This window comes from Rhizobium sp. S96, from assembly GCF_030382195.1.
Classification (GTDB): Bacteria; Pseudomonadota; Alphaproteobacteria; order Rhizobiales; family Rhizobiaceae; genus Rhizobium.
In genome coordinates this window covers 230,318-251,985 of record NZ_JAUDRY010000008.1, presented here as the reverse complement: position 1 = coordinate 251,985, position 21,668 = coordinate 230,318, and the positions used below count along the sequence as shown (strand labels likewise).

Below are 21,668 nucleotides of genomic sequence, written 5' to 3'. Positions count from 1 at the left end.
CAAGATTTCGACGCCATGGACCAAGACGAAAGCCGCCCTTCAGGGCCGACATTGAATTCAGGACTCGCCTCGTGGTCGAAGCCACTGAGGGTGCACCTCAGTGTGGTCATCGTCGGGTTGCTGATCTGTATTTCTGCGCCGCTGATGTGGATGGCCTACGAGCAAGGCCGCGCGACGGCTCTCGCATCAGGAGAGTCCCAGATGCGCCAGCTCGGCTTGCGCGTCGTCGAGAACTACAAGAGCGTATTCGGTGACGGCTATTCCGCCGTCGCTACCGCGTCGGTGCTTCCGCAAATGCTGTCACCGCCTTCGCAGGATTTCGATGCGAAAAGCGAGTACCTTTTGAAGGTGCTTCAGAGCGGAAATTACATCGACGGCATTTATTCCGGCTATCCTGATGGCAGCTTCATCCAGGCTGTCAACGTTGCGGCCAATCCCGCCTGGAGCAAGGCCCTGTCCGCTCCGAAAGGCACGGCGTTTGCAATCCGCACCCTTACCAAGGAGCCGCCCGGTGCCGGCACCGTTTGGCATTTTCTCGGAGCAAACGGCGTCGAAATCGCCAAGCGTGAGGATCGGGACGAAACCTACGATCCTCGGACGAGACCCTGGTATCAGGCGGCGATCGAGACTAAGGGGCAGGTGTCGGTCGGCCCCTATGTGACCGCGACGACGAAGTCGTTGAGCCTGACGCTCGCCGTGCCCTTGAGCAAGAATCCGGAGATCGTCGCGGGCGTCGACGTTCTCCTGCAGACAGTTAGCCGCCTGCTCAACAAGGAAGCCATTTCGGAGAACGCACGCGGTTACGTTTTCGACGGTAGGGGCCGGCTTATCGTTCACTCGGACGCCAGCGTCATGGCGAACATTCTCGATACGCTTTCGCACAGTGGAACCGACGGAGCCTCGGTCTCCGACGATATGGATCCGGCGATCGCGCCTATCCGCGCGCTGCTGCGGGATCGCGGCGGTGCTGCTGGCGGCATCGTACCCTTCACAGTCGGGGGCAAACCCTTTATCGCGCAGGTCTCTCCGGTAGAGTTTTCCGGATTGCTGAAAGGCAATGCCGTCGTCATCGCCGCCCCCCTGGATGATCTGGTGGGTCCAACAGACCGGCTTCTCGCCAAGAACCTGCTGACGGCCGTTGCCTTCGTGGCAGCCGGCATCGTTGCGGCGATTGTCCTCGCCCAACTGATCAGTAAATCGCTTTTCGCGCTCGCCGATGAAGCGCGCCGCATCGGTGACCTGAAGTTCGAAGATCGCCGGCTTCCCCATTCCTGGATTGCCGAGATCAACGTCCTTGCGCGGGCGCTGGGCGCTGCGCGCAATACAATCGCGACCTTTTCCCTTTATGTGCCGCGCGAGCTCGTGCGCCGCATCGTTTCCTCGGGCCAGACCGCGATCGGTTCGGCCGACAGGCAGGAGGTCACGGTTCTGTTCACCGACATCAAGGACTTCACCACAATCTCGGAAAAGCATTCTCCCGAGGATCTGGTGGAACTGCTTTCGGACTATTTCGAGCTTCTCAACGAGACCGTCGAGCGACACAGCGGCACCATCGTTCAGTACTTGGGAGATTCGATCTTCGGGATGTGGAACGCGCCGACGCGCGATGAACGCCATGTGGAGAATGCCTGTCGGTGTGCCTTGGCGATGAAGGAGGCAATCGACACGCTGAACGCTGCCAGCCGGCGATCGGGACGCCCTGAGCTTATCACGCGTTTCGGATTGCACACCGGACCGGCCGTGGTCGGCAGCGTCGGAGCCAAAAATCGGCGGCAATATACCGCCATGGGCGATACGGTGAACGTGGGCTCCCGCCTCGAAGGCATGAACAAGGAGTTCGGCACCAGCATTCTGGTCAGTGAGGCGGTGCAGTCGAAGGTATCAGGCTTGTTCGAATTTCGAGCATTGGGGAACGCACGCGCCAAAGGCCGCGCTGAGGAGATCGAAGTCTTCGAACTCGTGACCGATTGTTGCGGCTGGGACGCCAAGTCTTAGTGGAAGGAGACTGTCAGTGACGGATAGCGGAGCAGCACTTGAGCGGCGCCCGGCTTCCATGCGTGGCTGGGGATGCCGCGGGAAGTGAGATCACTCCCCGCGGTCCCAGGAGCAACTATTGCGGTGCAAGACGCTCTAGTTCGTTCAGCCGTTGGAGCGCTGCTTGTTGGCGAAGCATTGCGTAGTTGATGCCGCTGGCATTCAAGGAGCTCCCTTCCTGATAGGGATACTTGTCGAAGTCGGAGAAGAAGTCCTTGATCTTCCCTTGCACAGGAACAAGCAGCCACATGTTTCGGGCCAGGAACTCCATGGCGCCTCCGCCCTCCTTGAGGCCTCGCTCGTAAGGATCCATCCTCAGGTTGAAGATGTTGGCCCAACTCGGTACCTCGCGGGTTGCCGTCGCAATATTGCCTTCGCTGTTGACTGCAAAGGCAAGCTTCCAGTCGTTCCAGCGGATGGCGTTGAGATTGCCGCCCTGGTCGAAATAATAGACGGCGTCGCGCGGGCCGGATTGGACTTCACCCTTCAAAAGGGGCGCAAGATCGTACCCATCCAGATGGACCTTGAAATCCTTGGTCCCTGACTTGAATCCACTCTTCATCTGCTCCTTGAGGTCAGGGATGCCGGCGGCGGTTGCGAAGGTTGGCATCCAGTCCATGAGAGTGACGATGTCGTTGATCTCTGTTCCTGGTTTGACCGCGCCGGGCCAGCGTACCATCATGGGAATACGGAAGCCGCCCTCCCATGTCGTACCCTTTTCACCATGGAAAGGGGTCATCGCGCCATCCGGCCACAGAGCAAGTTCGGCCCCGTTGTCGGTGGTGTAGAGGACGATCGTGTTGTCGGCGATTCCGAGCTGATCCAGCTGATCGAGGAGCTGGCCGACGTGGCCGTCATGCTCGACCATGCCATCGGCATGGATGCCCTTGCCCGTCTTGCCGAGCGATTCCGCCTTCAGATGCGTGAAGACATGCATGCGCGTCGAGTTGAACCAGACGAAGAAAGGCTTGTCCGCCTTGGCCTGTCGATCGATGAAATTCTTGGCAGCCTCAAGAAACTCTTCGTCGATGGTTTCCATGCGCTTCGTATTGAGCGCACCCGTATCCTCGATCTTGCCGTCCGCGCTTGACTTGATCACGCCGCGAGGGCCGAATTGCCGGCGGAAAGCAGGATCCTTCGGATAGAAATAGCCTTCCGGTTCTTCCTCGGCATTGAGGTGATAGAGGTTGCCGAAGAACTCGTCGAAGCCATGCTTGGTCGGCAGGTGCTGGTCTTGGTCGCCCAGATGGTTCTTGCCGAACTGACCCGTTGCATAACCCTGCGTCTTCAGCACCTCGGCAATGGTGGGCATCCAGTCCTGAATGCCATGCGGATCGCCCGGCATGCCGATAGTGAGGAGGCCTGTCCGGAAGGGTTCCTGGCCGAGGATGAACGAAGCACGACCCGCCGTGCAGCTATTCTGGCCGTAGGAGTCGGTAAAGATCGCGCCTTCCCTGGCAATACGGTCGATATTGGGTGTGCGGTAACCCATGAGACCCATCGTGTAGGCGCTGATCTGCGGGATACCGATGTCATCTCCGAAGATGACCAGGATGTTCGGCTTCTTGCCGGATGGCGCCGCGGTCTGCGATTGAGCTGCTTGCAGCGTCTGGGCACTCGCGTTACTTGCTGTTGAAGCAACAGCCAGAGCCGTTATGGCGAGGGAACTTCCGCCTAGCAGAAGGTTGCGACGGCTGACAGATGTCAATTCGGCATCTGGCCTGCCATTTTCACTATTATCCATCTGGTAGTCTCCTTGGGTTGGGACCGTGCCCGGATAGAAGACGCGCCTTATCGCTCACGCGGAAGTACGTTACGGTAAAACCGAGCGTAAATTGATGGCGTTCGGCCTGTGATACGACGTACGACAGCTAAGGATTCAGTGGCGGCAGAACGGGATGCATGACCGGCGCATCGGCTTTCCTGAAGTCGACTGACGCCGCCAATTTCGTTCGGTCGATCTTGCTATCGGCGCTTTTGAAAAGCGTGCGAGCGAGGATATCGACCTGATACCTGAGTTCCTGAGGTGCCCCCCGCAGCCATTCGCCAAGCGTGCGGTAGCCGAGGCTTCTGCTCCAGGCTGTCAGGCCCGCGTAGATTTCCGCTTCGCTGCCGGTCTGGATTGTTTGCTGCAGCAGCTTCAATCGATAACCGTGCGAGGAACGGTGTCTCTCCCGCGCTGACCGGAGCCGTGCGGCGAGAGCGGGAAACAGCTTGAAGCCGATCCGCACCAGCGCAGCGACTGCAAGAAGAGACAGGATCGCTATGGCGATCCGTTGGCGATTGACATGCGGCAGCGGGTGCTGCGGTTCCTCGAGCACCGGTTTGATCCCGGTCGAAGACGCGGCCGCCGCAGACACATCGACGGTCACAGCAGGCAATGAGGCCGACTTGCTCTCGTGGCTCGATATGTCGAACCAGGCGTAGGAAACGGCCGGGATGACGAACGAGCCCTCCTTGTCTGCCGTATAGATATAGGTTTCGGTTCGCCGACTTGCCGTGTCGCGGCCGACTTCGATTCCATCCTGGATCGCTGGGGCATTTTCGTATTGACGAAGCCCAGTAACGGTGCCGGCGTCGAGCGGCGGGATCATCATGGCCTGGGTCTTCTGGGCAGTAATCGTTATCGTTCTGGTCAGCGCGTCCCCAACCTTCAAGGATCGCGCGTCGTGATCGAAGGCTTGCTCCACGGTGAGATTGCTTGCCGCGAAGGCCGTCTGCTGTCCCGGCGCAGACGATCCGTTGACGGTGAACGACACCGAGGGCACCGTAACTGTTGCCTTCTCCGGCTTGCCTTGGACGGAGTAGCCAAACTCAACAGCAAATTCGGGCAGGGTGAAAGCTCCTGAGACCTGCGGCACGATCGCATAGCCCTTGCGAATGCCGGAATATTGGACGCCATCGATGGTCTGGGTGACGTTCTGAGACCGTTCGGCCGGGAGCGTCACCAGGGCGTTCGGCAGATCAAAGAGCGGGAATTGCGGAGGCGATGTGAAGAAGTCGGGAACGTATATATCGACATCAACGCGCACCTGCTGCCCCGGCACGATGCCGTCACCACCCTCGACGGTAGCTCGGGCAAACGGTTCGGCACTCCATGCAATCGACGGGGCAAGAAGCAGGACGATGCTCAGGATCAGCTTCATCATGGTTTCGGACCTCCATCCTCGATAGAGAACTTTCTGGCCATGAGATCGGCCGGGCTGACCTGGATGTTCTTCATCCACATCTCCGACGTCTGCTCGGCGACGCTCACCTCTCCCGCCTTGCCCTTCTTTGCCTTGTTGTCGAACTGGATGCTGTCTGGCTTCAGGTTCGGGTCTTCTTCCTGTTCCTGCTCCTTGTCCTGCTCCTGTTTGAGAAGTTGCTGGGCGATCGCGAGGTTTGCGACGGCATCGGGCCAATCCTTTTGCGTCTCCAGTGCCTTGCCATAGGCAGCAACAGCATCCTCGAATTGGCTCAGATGTAGGAGCGCATTCCCCTGATCGTACCAGCTTTCCGGGGTGTCGATGGCCGCAAAGGCATCAATCGCATCCTGATATCGGCCGGCACGATAGAGGGCGACGCCCTTCCACATGGGGTCTTGAAAGTGCTCCGCTGCTGTCGCGTAATCTTCCTGCTGGTAGGCGCGGCGGCCCTGCTGATCCGGCGTCAGCCACATGTCGGCGAAGTCGAAGGCTGACGCCGATGTCGGCGACAGGACATGAAAGGCGAGCAATACGGCTGAAAGCCTGACGAGCCAGCCGCGACGGAACGACAGCGCGGACAGCAGCGCCACAGGAGCGATGAGCCACCATCCGAGGTCGTGCCAACGATCGCCCTCCGTTGCCGTTTGCTGCGCAAAGTTCGTTCGCACGCGCTGCGCAAGCCACCGAACGTCGGTGTCGTCCTGAGTCATCGTCGCGACATCAGCGCCGGTGTCGCTGCCGAATGTCTTCAGTGCATCCACGTCCAGTTTCGCGGTCAGACGGGCTCCTCCTGCACCGGCAAGAAAGCTGCCGTCGCTCTGCTTGACAACGCCGCCTTCGGCCGTGCCGATGCCAAGCACAACGATGGCGCTCTCGATATCTTTGGCGCTTGCCGCCGCGGCCGGCTCTACCCCGTCGGTCAGGAGCGCAATGGTTCCTGACGTTCCGTCCCGCTTCAGCAGGTTATCCGCCATCGTCAGGGCGGCTGGTGTGTCTTTTCCCGGCTTCGGCATGATGCCGGTCGCCAAGGCGTCGGTATAGGTTTCGATCAGCTCGATGTCGTCCGTGAGCGGCACGACAAGGTGGGCAGTTCCCGCATAGGCGACCACGGCGGTGCGCGCGCCGTTGCGGGTGGCGAGAAGATCATGGATTTTGAGCTTGGCCCGTTCGATGCGACTCGGAGAAATGTCGATGGCATCCATGGTCGGTGAAAGATCCACCGCGATGACGAGGGATGCGGTATCCGCAACGAATGGCGGCGCTTCGCGTTTCCAGGTCGGCCCCGCGGCGCCGAGTATTGCAAACGTCAGCAGGGCGGCCAGAACCCAGGCGGGGGCATAGCGATGCCTGCGGTCCGGCTGGATGATGAGGCTGTCGAGCAGGTGTGGTGCGATCAATCCCTTCCAGCGGTTCCGAAAATCACCCGCACGCGACACCATCCAGAGGATGACGGGAGGAACAAGCAGGGCGATCAGCCAGAATGGCCGGAGGAAGTGAAAATCCGAGATCATGCGGGAGACCTCCGGCGGGCGAGGCCCAAAAGCCCGGTGATCCCGTACCAGGCGGCAGTGAGGATGACCGCCGCGCCAAGCGGCCAATGGAACAATTCTATGCGAGGACGCCAGGAAAGCTGCTTCTGATCCTGAGGTGTGATCCGGTCGAGTTCGTTATAGATATCCTGCAACTGGTTCTGATCACCGCCAAAGAAATAGCGTCCGTCGGTGGTCTCGGCGATCTTCTGCAGAGACGCTGTATCGAGCTTGTCTTCGCCGGTCGCTGCCGGGTCACCGATGCCGATTGCATGGATGAGGATGCCTTTTGTCTTGGCAATATCGGCCGCCTTGAGAGGTGGCATCTTGCTTGCGGTGTCGTTGCCATCCGTTAGCAGGATCATCACCTTCTCGGGAACGGTGGTCTTTTCGAACATGCGAATGCCAAGACCCAGAGAGTCGCCAAGTGCTGTCCGGGGTCCTGCAATTCCTGGAAGAAGGCCCTCTACCATGGTTTCAACAAGAGCATGATCCATTGTGAAGGGCGCGAGCGGGTAGGGCGCATCGCCGAACGCAATCAGGCCGATACGATCGCCCGGTCGTTTGGTCACGAAGTCCGCGACGACGGTCCGGACCGCATCAACGCGCGCCTTCGATGTTCCGTCGGGTGCCGCAAAGTCACGGGTATCCATCGACTGGGACAGGTCGAGTGCCAGAAGAATGTCGCGCTGGGGTTCGGTCTTCTCCAGTGGCGGCTCCACAGATTGCGGACGCGCCAATGCGATGACGATAAGGCACCAGGCCAGAACATCGGTCACGGTCTGAGGCCAGGACCGCTTCGGCACCACGGAGCCTTCCGTCGGTTCGACACCGGCTGCACTCGCGACCTCATTGAAGAAGGGCAGCCTGATGGATGCCGACGTTTCTCGATGCGGGGGCACGAGCCACCAGACAAGCAGAGGAAGGGGCAAAAGCAGCAGCGCCCATGGCAGGTCAAGCTGATACATGATGCCTCTCGATCCAGTGCCGTGCATCACGCAGAAGGTTGTCCCCGGCCTCCACGTTCAGTGCCGTGGGGGCATGGTATTCCAGATCGTCGAGATAGCTTTTCAGCGACGTGCCGATTTCGCCGCCCTGATGGGCGCTGACAAAGCTGACCCAATCGTTGCCCGAAGCCGCCGCGATCGTCTGGCGTGGCCACGCTGCCAGAGCCGTGCGCTTCAGCAATTCCCCGAGGCGCGTGATGGCCTGCTCCCGGGTTTGCGGGCTGCGGAAGTCATCGGCAATCTCGTCGAGCAGCCGAAGCGCCTCGCGCCGATAGGCGTTGCGACGCCAACGCCTGTAGAATAGCGCGGCACATAGCAGCAGGGCCGCGATCGTGATGGCGGCCAATGCTCCCCAGCCCCAGGTTTGCGGCATCCAGGAAACGGGTTGTGGCACCGCGATGTCCTTGAGCGAGCGCAGGGCCGCTTCCGTGATGGGGTCGAGTTTGGCCGCCGGCTCCATCATCGCCTCCTTTGCCGCCAGGCCGATTGTTCAAGAAGGCCTCGCAATTGAGGGGCGACTTCTTCGGCTGCGGAAATCGGCAGCATTGGCAGGCCGAGTTGGCGCTGCCAGGCTCTGAGCTCATCGCCGCGGTCCTGAGCGAACTTGTCGATCGATCGGCGGACGGCGGGCTTTCCGAGCGGCAGTTCGGCTTGCAGCGTTCCGCCGCTGACGACGATCTCGCCCGACGACGGCAGCTCGAGAAGGAATGGGTCGTAAACGAGAAGGCACACGACGTCGTTTCGGGACGAGAGCTGAAGCAGGAGCTGGCGCGTCGTCTCGCTGTGACCGTCGAAATCGCTGACGATGACCACGAGGAAATCATGGTGGGCGATTTCCGCAACCCGGTGGAGGACGTCGTCGAGCGCCGCGGGAGACTGGGGAGCGGAGTGGCCGGCATCCAGCTTGCCGTTCATGGTGGCGATCCGATCGGCGAAGGCGATCACGGCATTTCGGCTGCGATGGGGTTTCACCTCGCTGACGTCCTGATCGTCGAACACGAAGCCACCGACCCGATCACCGGAGCCGAGAATGCGCCAGGCGGTCAGCATCGCAGCTTCTGCCGCCGCAACTGACTTCATCGCCAGGCGGCTTCCGAAGAACATGTTGATGCGCTGATCGACGACGAGAATGGCAGGGCGCTCCTTCTCTTCGCCATAGACCCTGACAACGGGTTTGCTCGTCCGCGCCGTGACGCGCCAGTCGATTGACCGGACGTCGTCGCCGGGAAGGTATTCCCGCAATTCCTCGAAGACGAGGCCGCGGCCCCGCATCGCCGATTGCATGCGTCCTGCAAGTTGCTGATGGCTGCGAGCCTTCTGGATGAAGGTGAGGTCTCGAGCGCGGCCCTCGAGCGCAACGAGTTGCTGCGTCGTTACGTGGACCCCGGTTGTGCGATCCCCGCCGTTGCTCATGAGACGGCCACCAGTTCGGTGATGCGATCGATGACATGGTCGGCGCTGGTGTTCGAGGCGTGAGCCTCATAGGAGAGAATGAGGCGATGTCGGAACACGTCGTTCACGATCGCCTTGACGTCATCAGGTGTGACGTAGTCGCGGCCCTGCAGCCATGCATAGGCACGCGATACCTTGTCCAGGCCAATGACGCCGCGGGGGCTGACGCCGACTTGCAGCTGCTTGGCAAGGTCCTTGTCGTAGCGGTCGGGGTAACGCGTGGCGATGACGAGGGAGACGATGTATCTCTCGACGGGTTCGGAGACCGTCACCACGCCGATCTCCTTGCGCGCATCGAAGATCGATTGAGGGTTTAGCCGCTCGATCTTTGCCGTTTGCCCCTTGTTTTGTGCGGCGTTTTCTTCATCCCGGTTGAGACGCATGATCGCCGCTTCCGATGTCTCGTCGGGATACCCGACCTCGACGTGCATCAGGAACCGATCGAGCTGCGCCTCCGGTAGGGGATAGGTGCCTTCTTGTTCGATCGGATTTTGCGTCGCCATCACCATGAAGAGATCCGGCAACGGATAGCTCTGACCGCCGACGGTGACTTGCCGTTCTTCCATCGCCTCGAGAAGCGCGGATTGTACCTTTGCCGGCGCGCGGTTGATTTCGTCTGCCAGGATCAGGTTCGCAAAGATTGGGCCCTGCTGGAACTTGAATTCGCCCTTGCCGCCTTCCGAGAAGTAGATCTCGGAGCCTGTAATGTCGGCAGGCAGGAGGTCGGGAGTGAACTGTACGCGCGACAGCTCGGAATCGAGGTTCTTCGCGAGACTTTTGATAGCTCTCGTCTTTGCGAGGCCAGGCAACCCTTCCACGAGCAAGTGGCCATTCGCCAGGAGGCCAAGCAGCAAGCGCTGCACCATCGTATCCTGGCCGATGATCGACTGTCCGACGCGCTTGCCCAGATCGAGAATATCGTCACGTGCCGTCACAATCTCTTCCTCCGATTTCCGAGGGGGGGGGCTAGGGCCGCACCCTGCTTTCCAAGACTTCGCCTCAGGTGTCGGATAAACAATGCCGATTGTGGAGCGTTGCAAAAGTACGCAACGGTAAATTTCGACGTATCCGCCAGGAAGCAGCGCGAAATTTGAGTGCGACAAGAACTGATTTGTGAAGGCAGCGGCCCGGAAAGATCGGAGCCCACCGCTCTCGCTTGCCTCGGGGCAGTGGGCACTGGGCGGGGCTGGCAAGAGAGCTAACGGGCTCGGTATCGCAAGCTAAGTCGTCGACGAAAGGAGTTTCAGCATGGGTCGATATGATTTGAGTGACGTGGAGTGGCGGCTGATCGAGCCGCTGCTTCCCAGCAAGCCGCGCGGCGTTGCCCGTGTCGATGACCGCCGGGTCATCAACGGCATCTTCTACATTCTTCGCACGGGGTCGCCCTGGCGCGACCTGCCTGCACGCTATGGACCGTATACGACCGTCTATAATCGGTTCAATCGTTGGTCCAAAGCGGGCGTCTGGGTCCGTGTGTTCAAGACCTTGTCGTCCGCCTCGCCCAATGCGATGGACCCGACAGTTCGATCATCCGCGCCCACCAGCATGCTGCCGGTGGAAAAAAGGGGGTCCGGATCACGCCATCGGCCGGTCTCGTGGAGGACGGAGCACCAAGATCAATGCTCTGGTCGATCAGGATGGACTGCCGCTGCGGATTACCCTTTCTGCCGGCCAAGCATCGGACAAGGCAGCTGTCGAGGCGATCGACGGTCTCGAACCGGCCAAGGCCCTTGTGGCTGACCGCGGTTCCGATGCTCAGGCCATTGTGGATCTGGTCCGCAAGCGTGGTGGCCACGCTCACATTCCCACACAGAAGGATCGCAAAGTCCAGCGCACAGTCGATCCGGTGGTCTATAAGAAACGCAATGTCGTCGAACGCTACTTCTGCAAACTCAAGCAGTCATGCTCGCCTCAGCTCGCATATGGCTCAGAAATTATTAGTCCACCACCTAGTCGAAATAATAGACCATTGCGTTTTACGAGCTGTTGCCCCGAGATCCCTGGATTGCCCAGTCGTATACGGTCGCATCTGTCCGAAAGTAGCCGAGCCGTGGCGAGGCTAGGTCGAGAATGTCCACGACGATCGCGGTCCAAACGGCGGTCAGCAGGAAAATCAGGAAGCGAACGGGGCGGCCCTTCAGGCCGAACTGGTAGCCGAGGGCCGCCATACTCAAGAACATGACGCCGATAAGCAGCCAGAAGATCTGCCAGGGCAGTCGCATTCCGAGCGCGAAGCGTTCTGCGGTGCTGGCGTCGAAGGTCTCGTTGACGGATGCCATCAGCGCTGCGGAGACCGGATCGGGCCGCGCACGCACGATCGTGGTCACGCGGCTCCAGATCTCCTTCTGAAGTGCGGAGGTGTCGGTGTTGGTCCTCGCGACGACGTCGCCACTCCGGCCAGCCCTCACGAAATCGGCCCGTACGCGCGCATACTCTTCGAGCAGCGTCGCGATTTCGTCACCGGCGGGGATGCCGATCGCGTTTGCTCGCAGCCAGGCCGTGCCGATGGCGTTGGCTTCAGTTAGCGTCCCCTCACGACGCTCGGTGAAACGCGCGGACGCGTATGACAGTGTAAGTGCCAGAACGAAAGCGAGCAGGCCGAGCATTCCGGCGACGACGACGCCCACATTTTCGACTTGTCCGCCCTTGCCGTCGCGGCTTCGAGCGCCCACGCGAAAGCCGACTTCATGGGCTAAAAGCTGCGTGCCAAGGAGGCCAATAGCAAACGCGATCGGGCTCCATTCGGCGATAGTGATGATGAGATTCACGGCACGCTCCGTAGTGTTCATGCTCATGATGTGCCAAGGGAAGGCGGCATCGGGTGCCGACCGATCTTGGAAAAATCCTGGGTTTTTCGGAAGTACGTTACGGTAAAAATGCCCGGAGCAACGGGCTGCCCGAGAGGCGCAACCACGTGCGCTCGATCCCGACCGCGTGACGGCTCATCCCGGAAACTGGAACCGCAGCCTGGAGACCAGTCAAACAACCGCTGTTGCTGTCGCCGAGATGGAACGGCTCCATGATGAGGAAACAATCGGCTTCGGCTGCTCGGCTAGGTCGCGATCCTTTGAAGCGTTAGAACCTGATTGTCATGCCGAGGATGGGTCCATGCTGGATGACATCGTAGGTGAAGCCGTCGTTGCTGTAGTTGACGCCCTGCGCGCGATAGCCGGCAACTGCCGATACCGTGTCATTGAACTTGTAGCCCAGACCTCCCAGCACATCCCAGTCGAGGTCGGATCCACCGGCGCCGATCATCGCCCATCCCGTGGCGTAGATGTTGTCGGTAAAGGAGTAGCTGCCTTTAACGCCGACTAGACCATCGACCCAGTTTGCCGAGTCAGTGCGGGAAAGGCTGCCGATCAATCCGCCGCTTAACGCGACCCGTGTCTCTACGTGCCAAAAGCGTGCGCCCGCGAGCACGTCAAAGCGAAGTTTTGGGTCCTCATAGACTGTGTAAGCGCCGCCAACCATGGCGGTGAACGTGACCGACTTCAAGTCGACCTGGTCGGCAATGATGCCGCGGGGTGTCGCTGCATCGGTCGTTACCCTGACATAGCTGAGATCGGTGAAGAGGCTGTAGCGATCATAGCGCGCATCGGCCGCGCCCATGAAGGCGAAGTCCAGGTCCGATATAATATCGCTGAAGTTCTCGCTGATATCGACCGTCGGCAGTCCGAGAATTTGCGTTTTACCGTCGAGCCCGGCGATCCAAAAATAGGGGGAGGCAGAGAACGTCCATCCGCTGGAGCTTGAGGGAACGGGTTGCGGTGCGGTTGCCGGGAGAAGATCGGCGGCCCGCGCGCCGGTGGAAACGGCAAGCGCCGCCACGATCGTTGCAATGTATGCTATCTTACTGACCATTGGACTTCCCCTCGAACGCCACGGCTACCGATGACTCACTGCTGGAACGATGTTGGCAATATTGGAGCCCATTAGGAAGCGCTTTTTCGCGTTGAGGTGGCGGTAAGGAGCGGATCGCGCGTTGCTGTTGCCGAACCGCTACGAAATCCGCTAGCATCGCGCGGTCGCTCAAAAGTCCTGCTCACGCGTGGAATCTGAAGGCGACAGGCCTCTGTCGGAAAACACGGAAGTTGGGGTGGAGCCATGCGCCATTTTTTTCTGAGGGTGATGCTTGCCGCTGCGATCCTGTTCGTTAGCCACCAAGTCCTGTTCGCAACGGATGTCGGTGCACCGCTGCTTACGAAAATCATGCCGAAGCCAAATACCGGCGACCTCGATGCGATGGCCAAGTTGCGGCTGATCCGGATCCTGGTGCCCTACAGCAAGACCATCTACTTCATCGACAAGGGACGCCAGTTCGGAACCGCAGTGGATTTTGGGCTCGCGCTCGAGAAGGAGCTGAACAAGGGAAAGAAGAAGGAAATCGAGCGTATACGGGTCGCCTTCATTCCGACGGCGCGCGATCGTCTCCTTCCGGCACTCAACGAAGGGGTTGGCGATATTGTCATGGCGAACATGACAGTGACTCCCAAGCGACTGGAGCAGGTCGACTTCAGCGCGCCGATCTATGCCGATGCAAGTGAAGTGCTGGTATCGGGGCCGTCTGCCCCTGCCTTGGCCAGCCTCGCCGAGCTCAGCGGCAAGGAGATAGCCGTTCGCCAGAGCAGCAGCTATTACGAGCACCTTGTTGCCCTCAATGAGCAGCTAAAGCATGACGGCAAGCCGGAAGTCCGGATCAAGATCATTGATGAGAATCTCGAGGATGAAGATCTGATGGAGATGGTCAATGCCGGGCTGTTGCCCTGGACGATCGTCGACCAGTACAAGGCCGAGATATGGTCTACGGTCTTTTCCGATCTGAAGGTGCATGCCGACATTGCCGTATCGACGCATGGGGAGATCGCCTGGGCCATCCGCAAGGACAGTCCGCAACTGAAGGCGGTGCTCGATAAATTTGCCGGGGAGCACAAGATCGGGACAGCCTTCGGCAATATGCTTCGGAACAAGTTTTTCAAAAGCGACAAGATACTGAAGAAGGCCTATTCCCCCGATGATGTCGAGCGGTTCAAGACGCTGGTCGCAATCTTCCGCAAGCATGCGGGCGAATATTCCTTCGACTATCTGATGCTAATCGCCCAGGGCTATCAGGAGTCTCAGCTGGACCAGACACGGCGCAGCCCACGTGGCGCGGTGGGCGTCATGCAGCTCCTTCCGGCCACCGCAGCCGACAAGGATATCGGCATCACGGGTATCGCCCAGAGTGAGGATCGCAACGTCGAGGCTGGCGCGAAATATCTTCGCCATCTGATTGATGTCTATATCAACGACCCCGGCATAACGCCGCGCGACCAGCAATTGATGGCCTTTGCCGCCTACAATGCGGGGCCGGGGAATCTCAGGAAATTCCGGAAGAAGGCTACCGAACTCGGCCTCGATCCCAATATCTGGTTCGGCAATGTCGAGAACGGTGCCGCGGCGATCGTCGGGCGCGAGACGGTTCAGTACGTCAGCAACATCTTCAAATATTACATTGCCTACACCCTGCTGGAGGAGCAGATGGCCCTGCACAAGAGCTCAGCAGAAACGGCGGCGACGCCGAAGAATTAGGGCGATCTGGCCTTTTCGGCGGGAGCGTAGCGGCCTCCATGCCGTCGTCGGTTTCTCCGGATCTGAGCAAAAAATCGGCGCTCGACTTCGTGGGACTGGCGAGGACCGAGGAAACGCGCCATATTCAGGATTGTGATCGCATGCCCAGGCTCGTCAATTCACCAGCAGGCAGGATGCTATTTCGATGAATATCCGATCAGCCGATGTTGTCGACGCACCGAAAGAGACCGCCCCGGCCGGAATGGTGTGGGTGCCCGGTTCGACCTATATGATGGGCTCTGACCATCACTATCCCGAGGAAGCGCCGGCTCACCCTGTCCGTGTCGACGGTTTCTGGATCGACGAGGCGCCCGTTACCAATCGGGACTTCCTCAGCTTCGTCAACGCAACGGGACATGTCACCTTCGCGGAGAAAAAGCCGGTGGCGTCGGAATATCCCGGTGCCGATCCGGCCAAGTTGAGGGCGGGATCGCTGGTATTCGTGCCGCCGAACTATGTGGTGCAGAGCCGCGATATCCGCCAGTGGTGGGTGTTCACCCTCGGCGCCAATTGGCGCCACCCGCTTGGACGCAAGAGCAGCATCGGCAATCTTCTCGACCATCCGGTGGTGCATATCGCCTATTGCGATGCGCTCGCCTATGCCGAGTGGGCCGGCAAGGAGCTGCCGACAGAGGCGGAATGGGAACTGGCCGCGCGGGGCGGACTGGAAGGCGCGGAGTTTGCCTGGGGCGAGGAATTTACGCCCGAGGGGCGCCATCTCGCCAATACCTGGCAGGGGGCATTCCCTCACGAAAATCTGCAGGAGGACGGGTTCGACCGCACTTCGCCGATCAAGACGTATCCTGCGAACGGCTACGGCATCTATGACATGATCGGCAATGTCTGGGAGTGGACAGTCGATTTCTGGACAACGCAGCACCCTCAGGCCGCCGCGAAGGCCTGCTGCATCCCGAGTAACCCGCGCAATGCCGATGAAGACGCAAGCATCGATCCCCGGCAGGCGGCGCTTCATATTCCTCGCCGCGTTCTCAAAGGCGGATCGCATTTGTGCGCGCCGAACTACTGCCGCCGGTACCGCCCGGCGGCCCGGCATGCCCAGGAGATCGACACCACGACAAGCCATGTCGGTTTCCGCTGTATAAGGCGCATTCCGCGTTGAGCGGCGCTTTACTTCGAAACTAAGCGTTAAAGGCGAACAGCCGGCCTGATGTGACCGGCCGACTGTCACACAAATTTCATCGCATCCCGGGCGATTAGTGCCGGCCGTTCAGGTCGTTGTCAGCCGTCGATCGCATATCCCGAGCGTCTCTCTTTTCAAAGGCGTGGTGGATTTGAAAACCTCATTTTCTGCTTGGCGGTCACGACTTCGCTTCTCCGCAGCCGTTGTGTTCGCAACGATCGCACTCGCGGGCCTTTATGTCGGTTACCTGCAGCTGAGCGGTAATTTCCATACCGTCATTGCCGGAGAGCTCTATCGCTCGGCCCAGCCGTCGTCGGAGCAGCTTGCTGATTACGTCAAGGCACATGGCATCAAGACGGTAATCAACCTGCGTGGTCAGAATGACAATGCGTCCTGGTATGTTCAGGAGCGGGAAGAGGCGGCGCGCCTGGGCGTTCAGCACATCGATTTCCGAATGTCGGCATCCAAGATACTCTCGCCGTCGCAGGCAGACGAGCTTGTTGCCATTATGCGCTCCGCCCCGAAGCCCATCCTTGTTCATTGCCTGTCGGGCGCAGACAGAACCGGTCTGGTCTCGGTCATCTACAGCCAGAAGGTCGCTGGCATGGACGAAGAGGTCGCGGAACGCCAGCTCTCCTTCTACTACGGGCACCTGGGAATTCCTTATCTCTCGTCCGCCTACGCGATGGACAGGAGTTGGCAAGACCTCGAAACGCATTTCGGATTGCGGGAGGGCTGAACGCTTCGGCGTGTGTTGTCACGAGAATTTCATCCTGAGAGCTTAATTCGGTAGTCAGCTTCTCATGCGCGGGGCGACGAGCACGGCAAATGTTGCCGACTTGATTGTTTTACGGCAGATCTTCTGAAGCCAGGCAATTCCAGATCAGGACGCTGAAATGACCGCGACAAATGGCACTTTCCCCTCGGATTGGCTCGAAGCCGAACTGGCCGATACGCTCGACGAGGACTATGAGCTCGAACTGTCGGAACCGGCTCTGTCGGATGAGATCCGCAAGATCTATCGCAAGGCGCATCCCGCAGCGATGCCGCGGATCGATTATTTCCGAGCGCTGCTGAACCTTCAGTCCGAGCTGATCAAGCTGCAGGATTGGGTGACCTACCACAAGGAAAAGGTCGTCGTGATCTTCGAAGGGCGCGATTCAGCGGGCAAGGGTGGCGTGATCAAGCGCATCACCCAGAGGCTCAACCCGCGTGTCGCCCGCGTCGTCGCCCTGCCTGCGCCTTCCGACCGCGAGAAGTCGCAATGGTATTTCCAGCGCTATGTGCCGCACCTGCCGGCGGGTGGCGAAATCGTCCTCTTCGACCGATCCTGGTACAACAGGTCCGGCGTCGAGCGGGTGATGGGGTTCGCCAGCGAAGATCAGGTCGAGCAGTTCTTCCACGACGTTCCGGAGTTCGAACGGATGCTCGTCCGCTCCGGTATTCGCCTCGTCAAATACTGGTTCTCCATTACGGACGAGGAACAGCAGCTGCGCTTCCTCGTTCGCATCCATGACCCGCTGAAACAGTGGAAGCTTTCACCAATGGACCTGCAGTCACGCGTTCGCTGGGAGAACTACACCAAGGCGAAGGAAGAGACGTTTGCCCGCACGAACATCCCGGAGGCGCCGTGGCATATCGTCGAAGGCAACGACAAGAAACGGGCGCGGCTGAACTGCATCGACCACCTCTTGAAGCAGATTCCTTATGAAGACGTACCGCACGAGGATATCGCGTTGCCGGACCGCGTCTTCAATCCGGACTATGAGCGAAAGGTCTTGCCGCCCGAGCTCTATGTTCCGTCCAAATACTGACTGAACGGCTGGCCGCGACCTCGCGGTTAGCCGTCTCCGGGTTGCGGCTCGTAGAGTGTCTTCCGTTCGCGGAACACACCCTGCTTCTTCAGATGGCTCACCGCAGCCGTTGCAAGCCCGACAACCGCGATCGACAGACCCAGTGCGAGCAGGTACGAGCCGTACTCAGCCCTATTCGCAGTCGCCGCATATCTGTAGATTTCGGTGACGAGGATTGCGATCAGCGCTGCGGCGATGGTGGAATAATCCTTGGCGATCACGCGCTTGATGTTGAAGGTCATTCCACGCGTCGACTCGGCAAAATTGGCAAGTCGCAGCCCCCAGCGAGGAACGTCACGACAGTAAGCGAGGTAGCCATCGCCAAACTTGGCCTGGAGAAACTTCTCTTCCGCATAGACGATGCATTGATAGATGAATGCGAACAACGCCGTGCCCACAATCACGACCGTCGGATCGCCATGCAGCAGGAATATGCCCACGTAGACCAGCATGTTGCCGACATATAGCGGATTGCGACACACACCGAACATCCCGTCGGTGACGAGGTCGTTGGCATAGACGCGCTTGTTCAGGCCGCCACGCTTTATGTAGGCGTAGCCGATCACGGTTGCCCGCAGCGTCAATCCGGACAGAACGACAAGCAGCGCGACGAGATCCTTGATGTGTTCGGCTGTGACGCTTCCACCGAAATCTGAAGACGGTGCCGCAACCAAAAACAGCACCACGATGATAAAAGGAAATACCTGGTTTCTGAACCGGAAGAAGAAATTCCCCAGTGTGATCATTGTCTGCTTCATGCGTCCCTCATTCACTTTACGGCGACGATGCCGCAGAAATTGTACCAGCGGAAAAACACTTCGACGCTGCGGAACCCGACCTCTTTCAGAAGCTGAACATTTTCATCCAGGCGGTAGGGGATCAGTACGTTTTCGAGCGCTTCCCGCTTCTTTGAGATCTCGATCTCGGAATAACCATTCCGGCGTTTGAAGTCATAATAGTGCTGGATGAAAAGCCGATTGAACGTCGTGTCTTCGCTGGTCAGTTTCTCCAGCAGAAGGAGGCAGCCGTTTTCGTTCAGGCCGGCGTGGATGGTCTTCATCACGCGTTCGCGAAACAGCGGACGAACGAACTGCAGCGTCAGCAGCATGGTGACAACACTGGCGTTCTCCATCGAAAATCCGCGGTGGAGATCGGTCACCTGCAGATCGATCGTGCGATTGGTGCCGGACGCTTCTATCTTCTGTGTCGCCTTGCGCAGCATGTCCGGCGCATTGTCAATGCCGATGAAATTCACGTCGGCATCGATCATGCCGTCGAGCGTGAGAAGTGTTGTCGCCGTCGAACAGCCTATGTCGTAGAGATTGGTCTTGGGTTGCGCGAAGTCCTGCGCGAGTTCGCAGACCATGCGCTGCATCTCTTCGTAATACGGCACCGAGCGGCTGACCATATCATCGAAGACATTGGCAACTGTTGCGTTGAAGGTGAAGTCGCCGACGGGCTCGTGCTCGTGGGCAAATACGTTATCCCTATGCTCGGTACGAAGTACCAAGCGCCGCGTATTGTCAGCCATTAACTGTCCCCCATACAGTGGCGACGTCGTCGTGTAATACATACTACGACGTCGTGTATTAGACAGCCACGAAAAGCTGACACCAACCTGAACGAATTTCAGAGGGCGGTATAAGTTTGGTGCAGTACGTCTTCACGACGCAATTTAGCGAATTCCTGCCTTCCAGATTGTCAGATACCCCAGACGGGCGAGGAAACGCGTCGTTTCATACCAGAATCGGTATGGCATCACCATCATGCGCTGTCGGTGGGGCAGACGGTACTGTCGTAGTCCATTCTGAATAAAAGAATGGCGGTCGGCAGTTTGGAGGACCGGAACGGGGGCAACGAACAGCGCCTTAAGGCCGGCAAAGTGTTCGAGGTCGAAAGCGAGATCATAGGGTAGCCGCATAGGATTGAGCTGTTCGGTGATCCAGGCGGCGGCACGCCTGTTGATGATGTAGGCGCCGGAGCCCTTCTCGCGCGTCAGCGAGACCGCCAACCCCCGCGCGGCCGTAAGCCTTTTCACGATATATTTTCGACCCTTATTGACTGTCGATAGCCGCAGTATATCCCAAGAGGAGGCGTCCTCGAGCGCCGCCGAGAGCAGCTCTAGCATATCGGCCGGAAATGCCAGGTCATCCTCAAGGATCAGTGCATAGGCCTTCTGTGTTTCCAGCAGTTCGCGCGCACATGCGAGGTGGCTGAGATAACAGCCGATCTCAAAGGGGTTCGGTTTTCGGCCATGTCGCAGCTTGTATCCATGCTCATCAAAGCCGGCGACGGGAAGTTTGAGCTGGCTGCCGTCAATTGCCGGCACACGTCGAAACTTCAACCCCTGCGCTGCAAGCATCGCATCCATATGCAGGCGGCGGTCGGGGCAGCGTTCGAGATTGATGTAATAGGTCGCCATCCGCTCATTTATCCAAGAGGCGATGCTGGAATATTGTTTGCCGCTCGAAAGAGTATCCATGCCAGCCTCGAAGTTCGCGCTGAACTCGGAGGTACGCCACAAATCTTACGAGCGGTTTTCCGATAGTTTACGCTTTTGTAAGGGCAGGGCGGACGCGACACAGAGCATATTTCTGGCAACGCTTCAGGTGGCTGTCAGGGCAGAGGGGCAAAAAGGCGCATTATTCCCTCTGGCGCGAGGCACTTGTGCGATTATTGAAAATATTCCGGTCGAAGCTTTTTGTGGCCTCCGCCGCCACGCTGCTTCTTTTCGGCGGCTCGTTTGGGGCGTACGAAGCATATCTTCAGCTCAGTGGTAATTTCCACACGGTCATCCCTGGCGAACTATATCGCTCTGCACAGCCGACTTCGGCGGCGTTGGAGAGCTATGTGCGCGAGCATGGGATCAAAACCGTTCTCAATCTTCGCGGTTCAACCGACGCCAAGTGGTACAAGCAGGAACTCGCCGATGCCCAGCGTCTAGGCGTCGAGCACATCGACTTCCGCATGTCGGCTGCCAGGGTCCTGTCGCGGGAACAGGCTGACCGACTCATCGAAATTATGCGCTCGGCACCAAAGCCGATGCTGATTCACTGCCAATCGGGAGCCGATAGGACAGGGCTGGTGTCGCTCATCTACAGTCACCAGATCGCGCATATCGACGAGGATACGGCCGAACGTCAGCTTTCGTTCCTGTACGGCCATGTTGCGATTCCTCATTTCTCCAGAACCTACGCCATGGACAGAAGCTGGGCCGATCTCGAGAAATATTACAACGTGGAACCTGTCGTCGGTGCAAATCCCGCATCGGGCCCTCGGGATACCGGTGCGGAGGTGCATGTCGTTGAAGGTACTTCTGGTTGAAGACAACGCGTTGCTCGGCGACGCGGTTCGCGATCATGTGGAGGCAGAAGGTCACCGGGTGAAATGGTGCGTCACGCTCGGTGACGCCACGTCTGCCGTCGCATCCGAAAACTACGGCATCGTGCTTCTTGATCTGCGCCTTCCTGATGGCAATGGTCTCACCCTTCTTCGTATGATCCGCGACAGCCACAGCACGGTCCCGATTATCATTCTCACGGCTCACGATCAGATCTCCGATCAGATGGAGGGCCTGCGTTATGGCGCGGATGACTACCTGGTGAAGCCCTTTGGCTTGCAGGAACTCAGCGCGCGCATGAGGGCAGTCGCGCACTAATCAAACGTTCTGGTTGCTTCGGGGAGCGGTGCCGACCTCCGGCGAGCGCGCATTTCAACCTGCCCAACTCCTTAACAATGCCGCTTGTGCGGCCTTGCCGGTTGTGGTTACGTTGCCCACATCAAGCAGGTACTGCCTTCGCGGCTCCAACGGCATCGCCCGCCGCGTCACGAAATACTTTCATAGCAAGCAGCCA

The 21,668-nt window shown here is 59.1% G+C and carries 19 protein-coding genes and 2 pseudogenes; 9 read left to right on the top strand and 12 right to left on the bottom strand.

Annotated elements, in window-relative coordinates:
• Positions 1-15: 15 nt before the first annotated feature.
• Entirely contained in the window at positions 16-1,995 is a 1,980-nt protein-coding gene (locus tag QTL94_RS11000) for an adenylate/guanylate cyclase domain-containing protein (RefSeq protein ID WP_289801550.1), read from the top strand.
• 115 nt (positions 1,996-2,110) lie between these two features.
• On the opposite strand, the gene QTL94_RS10995 is transcribed toward QTL94_RS11000, so the two are convergent.
• The 7 genes from QTL94_RS10995 to QTL94_RS10965 all read right to left on the bottom strand — a co-directional run bounded on the left by QTL94_RS10995 (position 2,111) and on the right by QTL94_RS10965 (position 10,145).
• On the bottom strand, positions 2,111-3,778 hold the full coding sequence (locus QTL94_RS10995; protein WP_289801549.1) for an arylsulfatase: 1,668 nt from the start codon (positions 3,776-3,778) through the stop codon (positions 2,111-2,113).
• A gap of 127 nt (positions 3,779-3,905) precedes the next feature.
• Positions 3,906-5,183 carry a BatD family protein gene (locus QTL94_RS10990; protein ID WP_289801548.1) on the bottom strand — a complete coding sequence of 426 codons (1,278 nt, stop codon included), beginning with the start codon at positions 5,181-5,183 and terminating at the stop codon, positions 3,906-3,908.
• The gene (locus tag QTL94_RS10985) at positions 5,180-6,733 is read right to left on the bottom strand and encodes a vWA domain-containing protein (protein WP_289801547.1); all 1,554 of its coding nucleotides are present in this window, start codon (positions 6,731-6,733) and stop codon (positions 5,180-5,182) included. The genes QTL94_RS10990 and QTL94_RS10985 overlap by 4 nt, the downstream gene beginning before the upstream one ends.
• Entirely contained in the window at positions 6,730-7,719 is a 990-nt protein-coding gene (locus QTL94_RS10980) for a vWA domain-containing protein (RefSeq protein WP_289801546.1), read from the bottom strand. Before QTL94_RS10980 ends, QTL94_RS10985 begins: the two co-directional genes overlap by 4 nt.
• Positions 7,706-8,221, bottom strand: a complete 516-nt coding sequence (locus QTL94_RS10975) for a DUF4381 domain-containing protein (protein ID WP_502944120.1) — start codon at positions 8,219-8,221, stop codon at positions 7,706-7,708. The genes QTL94_RS10980 and QTL94_RS10975 overlap by 14 nt, the downstream gene beginning before the upstream one ends.
• Positions 8,218-9,171 carry a DUF58 domain-containing protein gene (locus QTL94_RS10970; RefSeq protein WP_289801545.1) on the bottom strand — a complete coding sequence of 318 codons (954 nt, stop codon included), beginning with the start codon at positions 9,169-9,171 and terminating at the stop codon, positions 8,218-8,220. The genes QTL94_RS10975 and QTL94_RS10970 overlap by 4 nt, the downstream gene beginning before the upstream one ends.
• Positions 9,168-10,145, bottom strand: a complete 978-nt coding sequence (locus QTL94_RS10965; protein ID WP_289801544.1) for an AAA family ATPase — start codon at positions 10,143-10,145, stop codon at positions 9,168-9,170. The genes QTL94_RS10970 and QTL94_RS10965 overlap by 4 nt, the downstream gene beginning before the upstream one ends.
• Positions 10,146-10,458: 313 nt before the next feature.
• On the opposite strand from QTL94_RS10965, the pseudogene QTL94_RS28315 reads away from it, so the two are divergent.
• Together QTL94_RS28315 and QTL94_RS28310 are read left to right on the top strand one after the other, a co-directional pair.
• Positions 10,459-10,764, top strand: a pseudogene (locus tag QTL94_RS28315) (IS5 family transposase); the annotation flags it as partial.
• Positions 10,715-11,056 (top strand): annotated as a pseudogene (locus QTL94_RS28310) (transposase); the annotation flags it as partial. The pseudogenes QTL94_RS28315 and QTL94_RS28310, both read left to right, overlap by 50 nt.
• Before the next feature lie 130 nt (positions 11,057-11,186).
• Here QTL94_RS28310 and QTL94_RS10955 read toward each other — a convergent pair.
• Positions 11,187-11,978: a bestrophin-like domain gene (locus QTL94_RS10955; protein ID WP_289801543.1), complete on the bottom strand. Its 792-nt coding sequence runs from the start codon at positions 11,976-11,978 to the stop codon at positions 11,187-11,189.
• Positions 11,979-12,285: 307 nt separating this feature from the next.
• Positions 12,286-13,074, bottom strand: a complete 789-nt coding sequence (locus QTL94_RS10950; protein WP_289801542.1) for a hypothetical protein — start codon at positions 13,072-13,074, stop codon at positions 12,286-12,288.
• A gap of 243 nt (positions 13,075-13,317) precedes the next feature.
• Here QTL94_RS10950 and QTL94_RS10945 point away from each other — a divergent pair, with 243 nt between their 5' ends.
• From QTL94_RS10945 to ppk2, 4 genes are all read left to right on the top strand, one after another.
• The gene (locus QTL94_RS10945) at positions 13,318-14,781 is read left to right on the top strand and encodes an MltF family protein (protein ID WP_065694636.1); all 1,464 of its coding nucleotides are present in this window, start codon (positions 13,318-13,320) and stop codon (positions 14,779-14,781) included.
• A gap of 184 nt (positions 14,782-14,965) precedes the next feature.
• Positions 14,966-15,940 (top strand): formylglycine-generating enzyme family protein, encoded by a 975-nt coding sequence (locus tag QTL94_RS10940; protein WP_065694637.1) that lies wholly within the window; start codon positions 14,966-14,968, stop codon positions 15,938-15,940.
• A gap of 226 nt (positions 15,941-16,166) precedes the next feature.
• Positions 16,167-16,700, top strand: coding sequence for a dual specificity protein phosphatase family protein (locus QTL94_RS10935; protein ID WP_065694791.1), 534 nt, complete (start codon positions 16,167-16,169; stop codon positions 16,698-16,700).
• 157 nt (positions 16,701-16,857) lie between these two features.
• Positions 16,858-17,775, top strand: coding sequence for a polyphosphate kinase 2 (ppk2, locus tag QTL94_RS10930; RefSeq protein ID WP_289801541.1), 918 nt, complete (start codon positions 16,858-16,860; stop codon positions 17,773-17,775).
• Between the two features lie 26 nt (positions 17,776-17,801).
• Here the strand turns inward: ppk2 and QTL94_RS10925 are convergent, their stop codons facing one another.
• The 3 genes from QTL94_RS10925 to QTL94_RS10915 all read right to left on the bottom strand — a co-directional run bounded on the left by QTL94_RS10925 (position 17,802) and on the right by QTL94_RS10915 (position 20,296).
• A complete protein-coding gene (locus QTL94_RS10925) occupies positions 17,802-18,572 on the bottom strand; it encodes a methyltransferase family protein (RefSeq protein WP_289801540.1) in 771 nt (256 codons plus the stop codon).
• An 11-nt stretch (positions 18,573-18,583) separates the two neighbouring features.
• On the bottom strand, positions 18,584-19,345 hold the full coding sequence (gene cmoA, locus QTL94_RS10920; protein WP_289801539.1) for a carboxy-S-adenosyl-L-methionine synthase CmoA: 762 nt from the start codon (positions 19,343-19,345) through the stop codon (positions 18,584-18,586).
• A gap of 144 nt (positions 19,346-19,489) precedes the next feature.
• Positions 19,490-20,296, bottom strand: coding sequence for a glycosyltransferase family 25 protein (locus QTL94_RS10915; protein WP_289801538.1), 807 nt, complete (start codon positions 20,294-20,296; stop codon positions 19,490-19,492).
• Between the two features lie 194 nt (positions 20,297-20,490).
• Between QTL94_RS10915 and QTL94_RS10910 the strand changes: the two genes are divergently transcribed.
• Positions 20,491-21,138 (top strand): dual specificity protein phosphatase family protein, encoded by a 648-nt coding sequence (locus QTL94_RS10910; protein WP_502944121.1) that lies wholly within the window; start codon positions 20,491-20,493, stop codon positions 21,136-21,138.
• Positions 21,113-21,472 (top strand): response regulator, encoded by a 360-nt coding sequence (locus QTL94_RS10905; RefSeq protein WP_289801536.1) that lies wholly within the window; start codon positions 21,113-21,115, stop codon positions 21,470-21,472. Before QTL94_RS10910 ends, QTL94_RS10905 begins: the two co-directional genes overlap by 26 nt.
• Positions 21,473-21,668: the final 196 nt, after the last annotated feature.

Bases quoted from the DNA above. Each gene is read 5' to 3' on its own strand.
- QTL94_RS11000 (WP_289801550.1), top strand. From the start codon at position 16: ATGGACCAAGACGAAAGCCGCCCTTCAGGGCCGACATTGAATTCAGGA.
- QTL94_RS10995 (WP_289801549.1), bottom strand. From the start codon at position 3,778: ATGGATAATAGTGAAAATGGCAGGCCAGATGCCGAATTGACATCTGTC.
- QTL94_RS10990 (WP_289801548.1), bottom strand. From the start codon at position 5,183: ATGATGAAGCTGATCCTGAGCATCGTCCTGCTTCTTGCCCCGTCGATT.
- QTL94_RS10985 (WP_289801547.1), bottom strand. From the start codon at position 6,733: ATGATCTCGGATTTTCACTTCCTCCGGCCATTCTGGCTGATCGCCCTG.
- QTL94_RS10980 (WP_289801546.1), bottom strand. From the start codon at position 7,719: ATGTATCAGCTTGACCTGCCATGGGCGCTGCTGCTTTTGCCCCTTCCT.
- QTL94_RS10975 (WP_502944120.1), bottom strand. From the start codon at position 8,221: ATGATGGAGCCGGCGGCCAAACTCGACCCCATCACGGAAGCGGCCCTG.
- QTL94_RS10970 (WP_289801545.1), bottom strand. From the start codon at position 9,171: ATGAGCAACGGCGGGGATCGCACAACCGGGGTCCACGTAACGACGCAG.
- QTL94_RS10950 (WP_289801542.1), bottom strand. From the start codon at position 13,074: ATGGTCAGTAAGATAGCATACATTGCAACGATCGTGGCGGCGCTTGCC.
- QTL94_RS10945 (WP_065694636.1), top strand. From the start codon at position 13,318: ATGCGCCATTTTTTTCTGAGGGTGATGCTTGCCGCTGCGATCCTGTTC.
- QTL94_RS10940 (WP_065694637.1), top strand. From the start codon at position 14,966: ATGAATATCCGATCAGCCGATGTTGTCGACGCACCGAAAGAGACCGCC.
- ppk2 (WP_289801541.1), top strand. From the start codon at position 16,858: ATGACCGCGACAAATGGCACTTTCCCCTCGGATTGGCTCGAAGCCGAA.
- QTL94_RS10925 (WP_289801540.1), bottom strand. From the start codon at position 18,572: ATGAAGCAGACAATGATCACACTGGGGAATTTCTTCTTCCGGTTCAGA.
- cmoA (WP_289801539.1), bottom strand. From the start codon at position 19,345: ATGGCTGACAATACGCGGCGCTTGGTACTTCGTACCGAGCATAGGGAT.
- QTL94_RS10915 (WP_289801538.1), bottom strand. From the start codon at position 20,296: ATGGATACTCTTTCGAGCGGCAAACAATATTCCAGCATCGCCTCTTGG.
- QTL94_RS10905 (WP_289801536.1), top strand. From the start codon at position 21,113: ATGTCGTTGAAGGTACTTCTGGTTGAAGACAACGCGTTGCTCGGCGAC.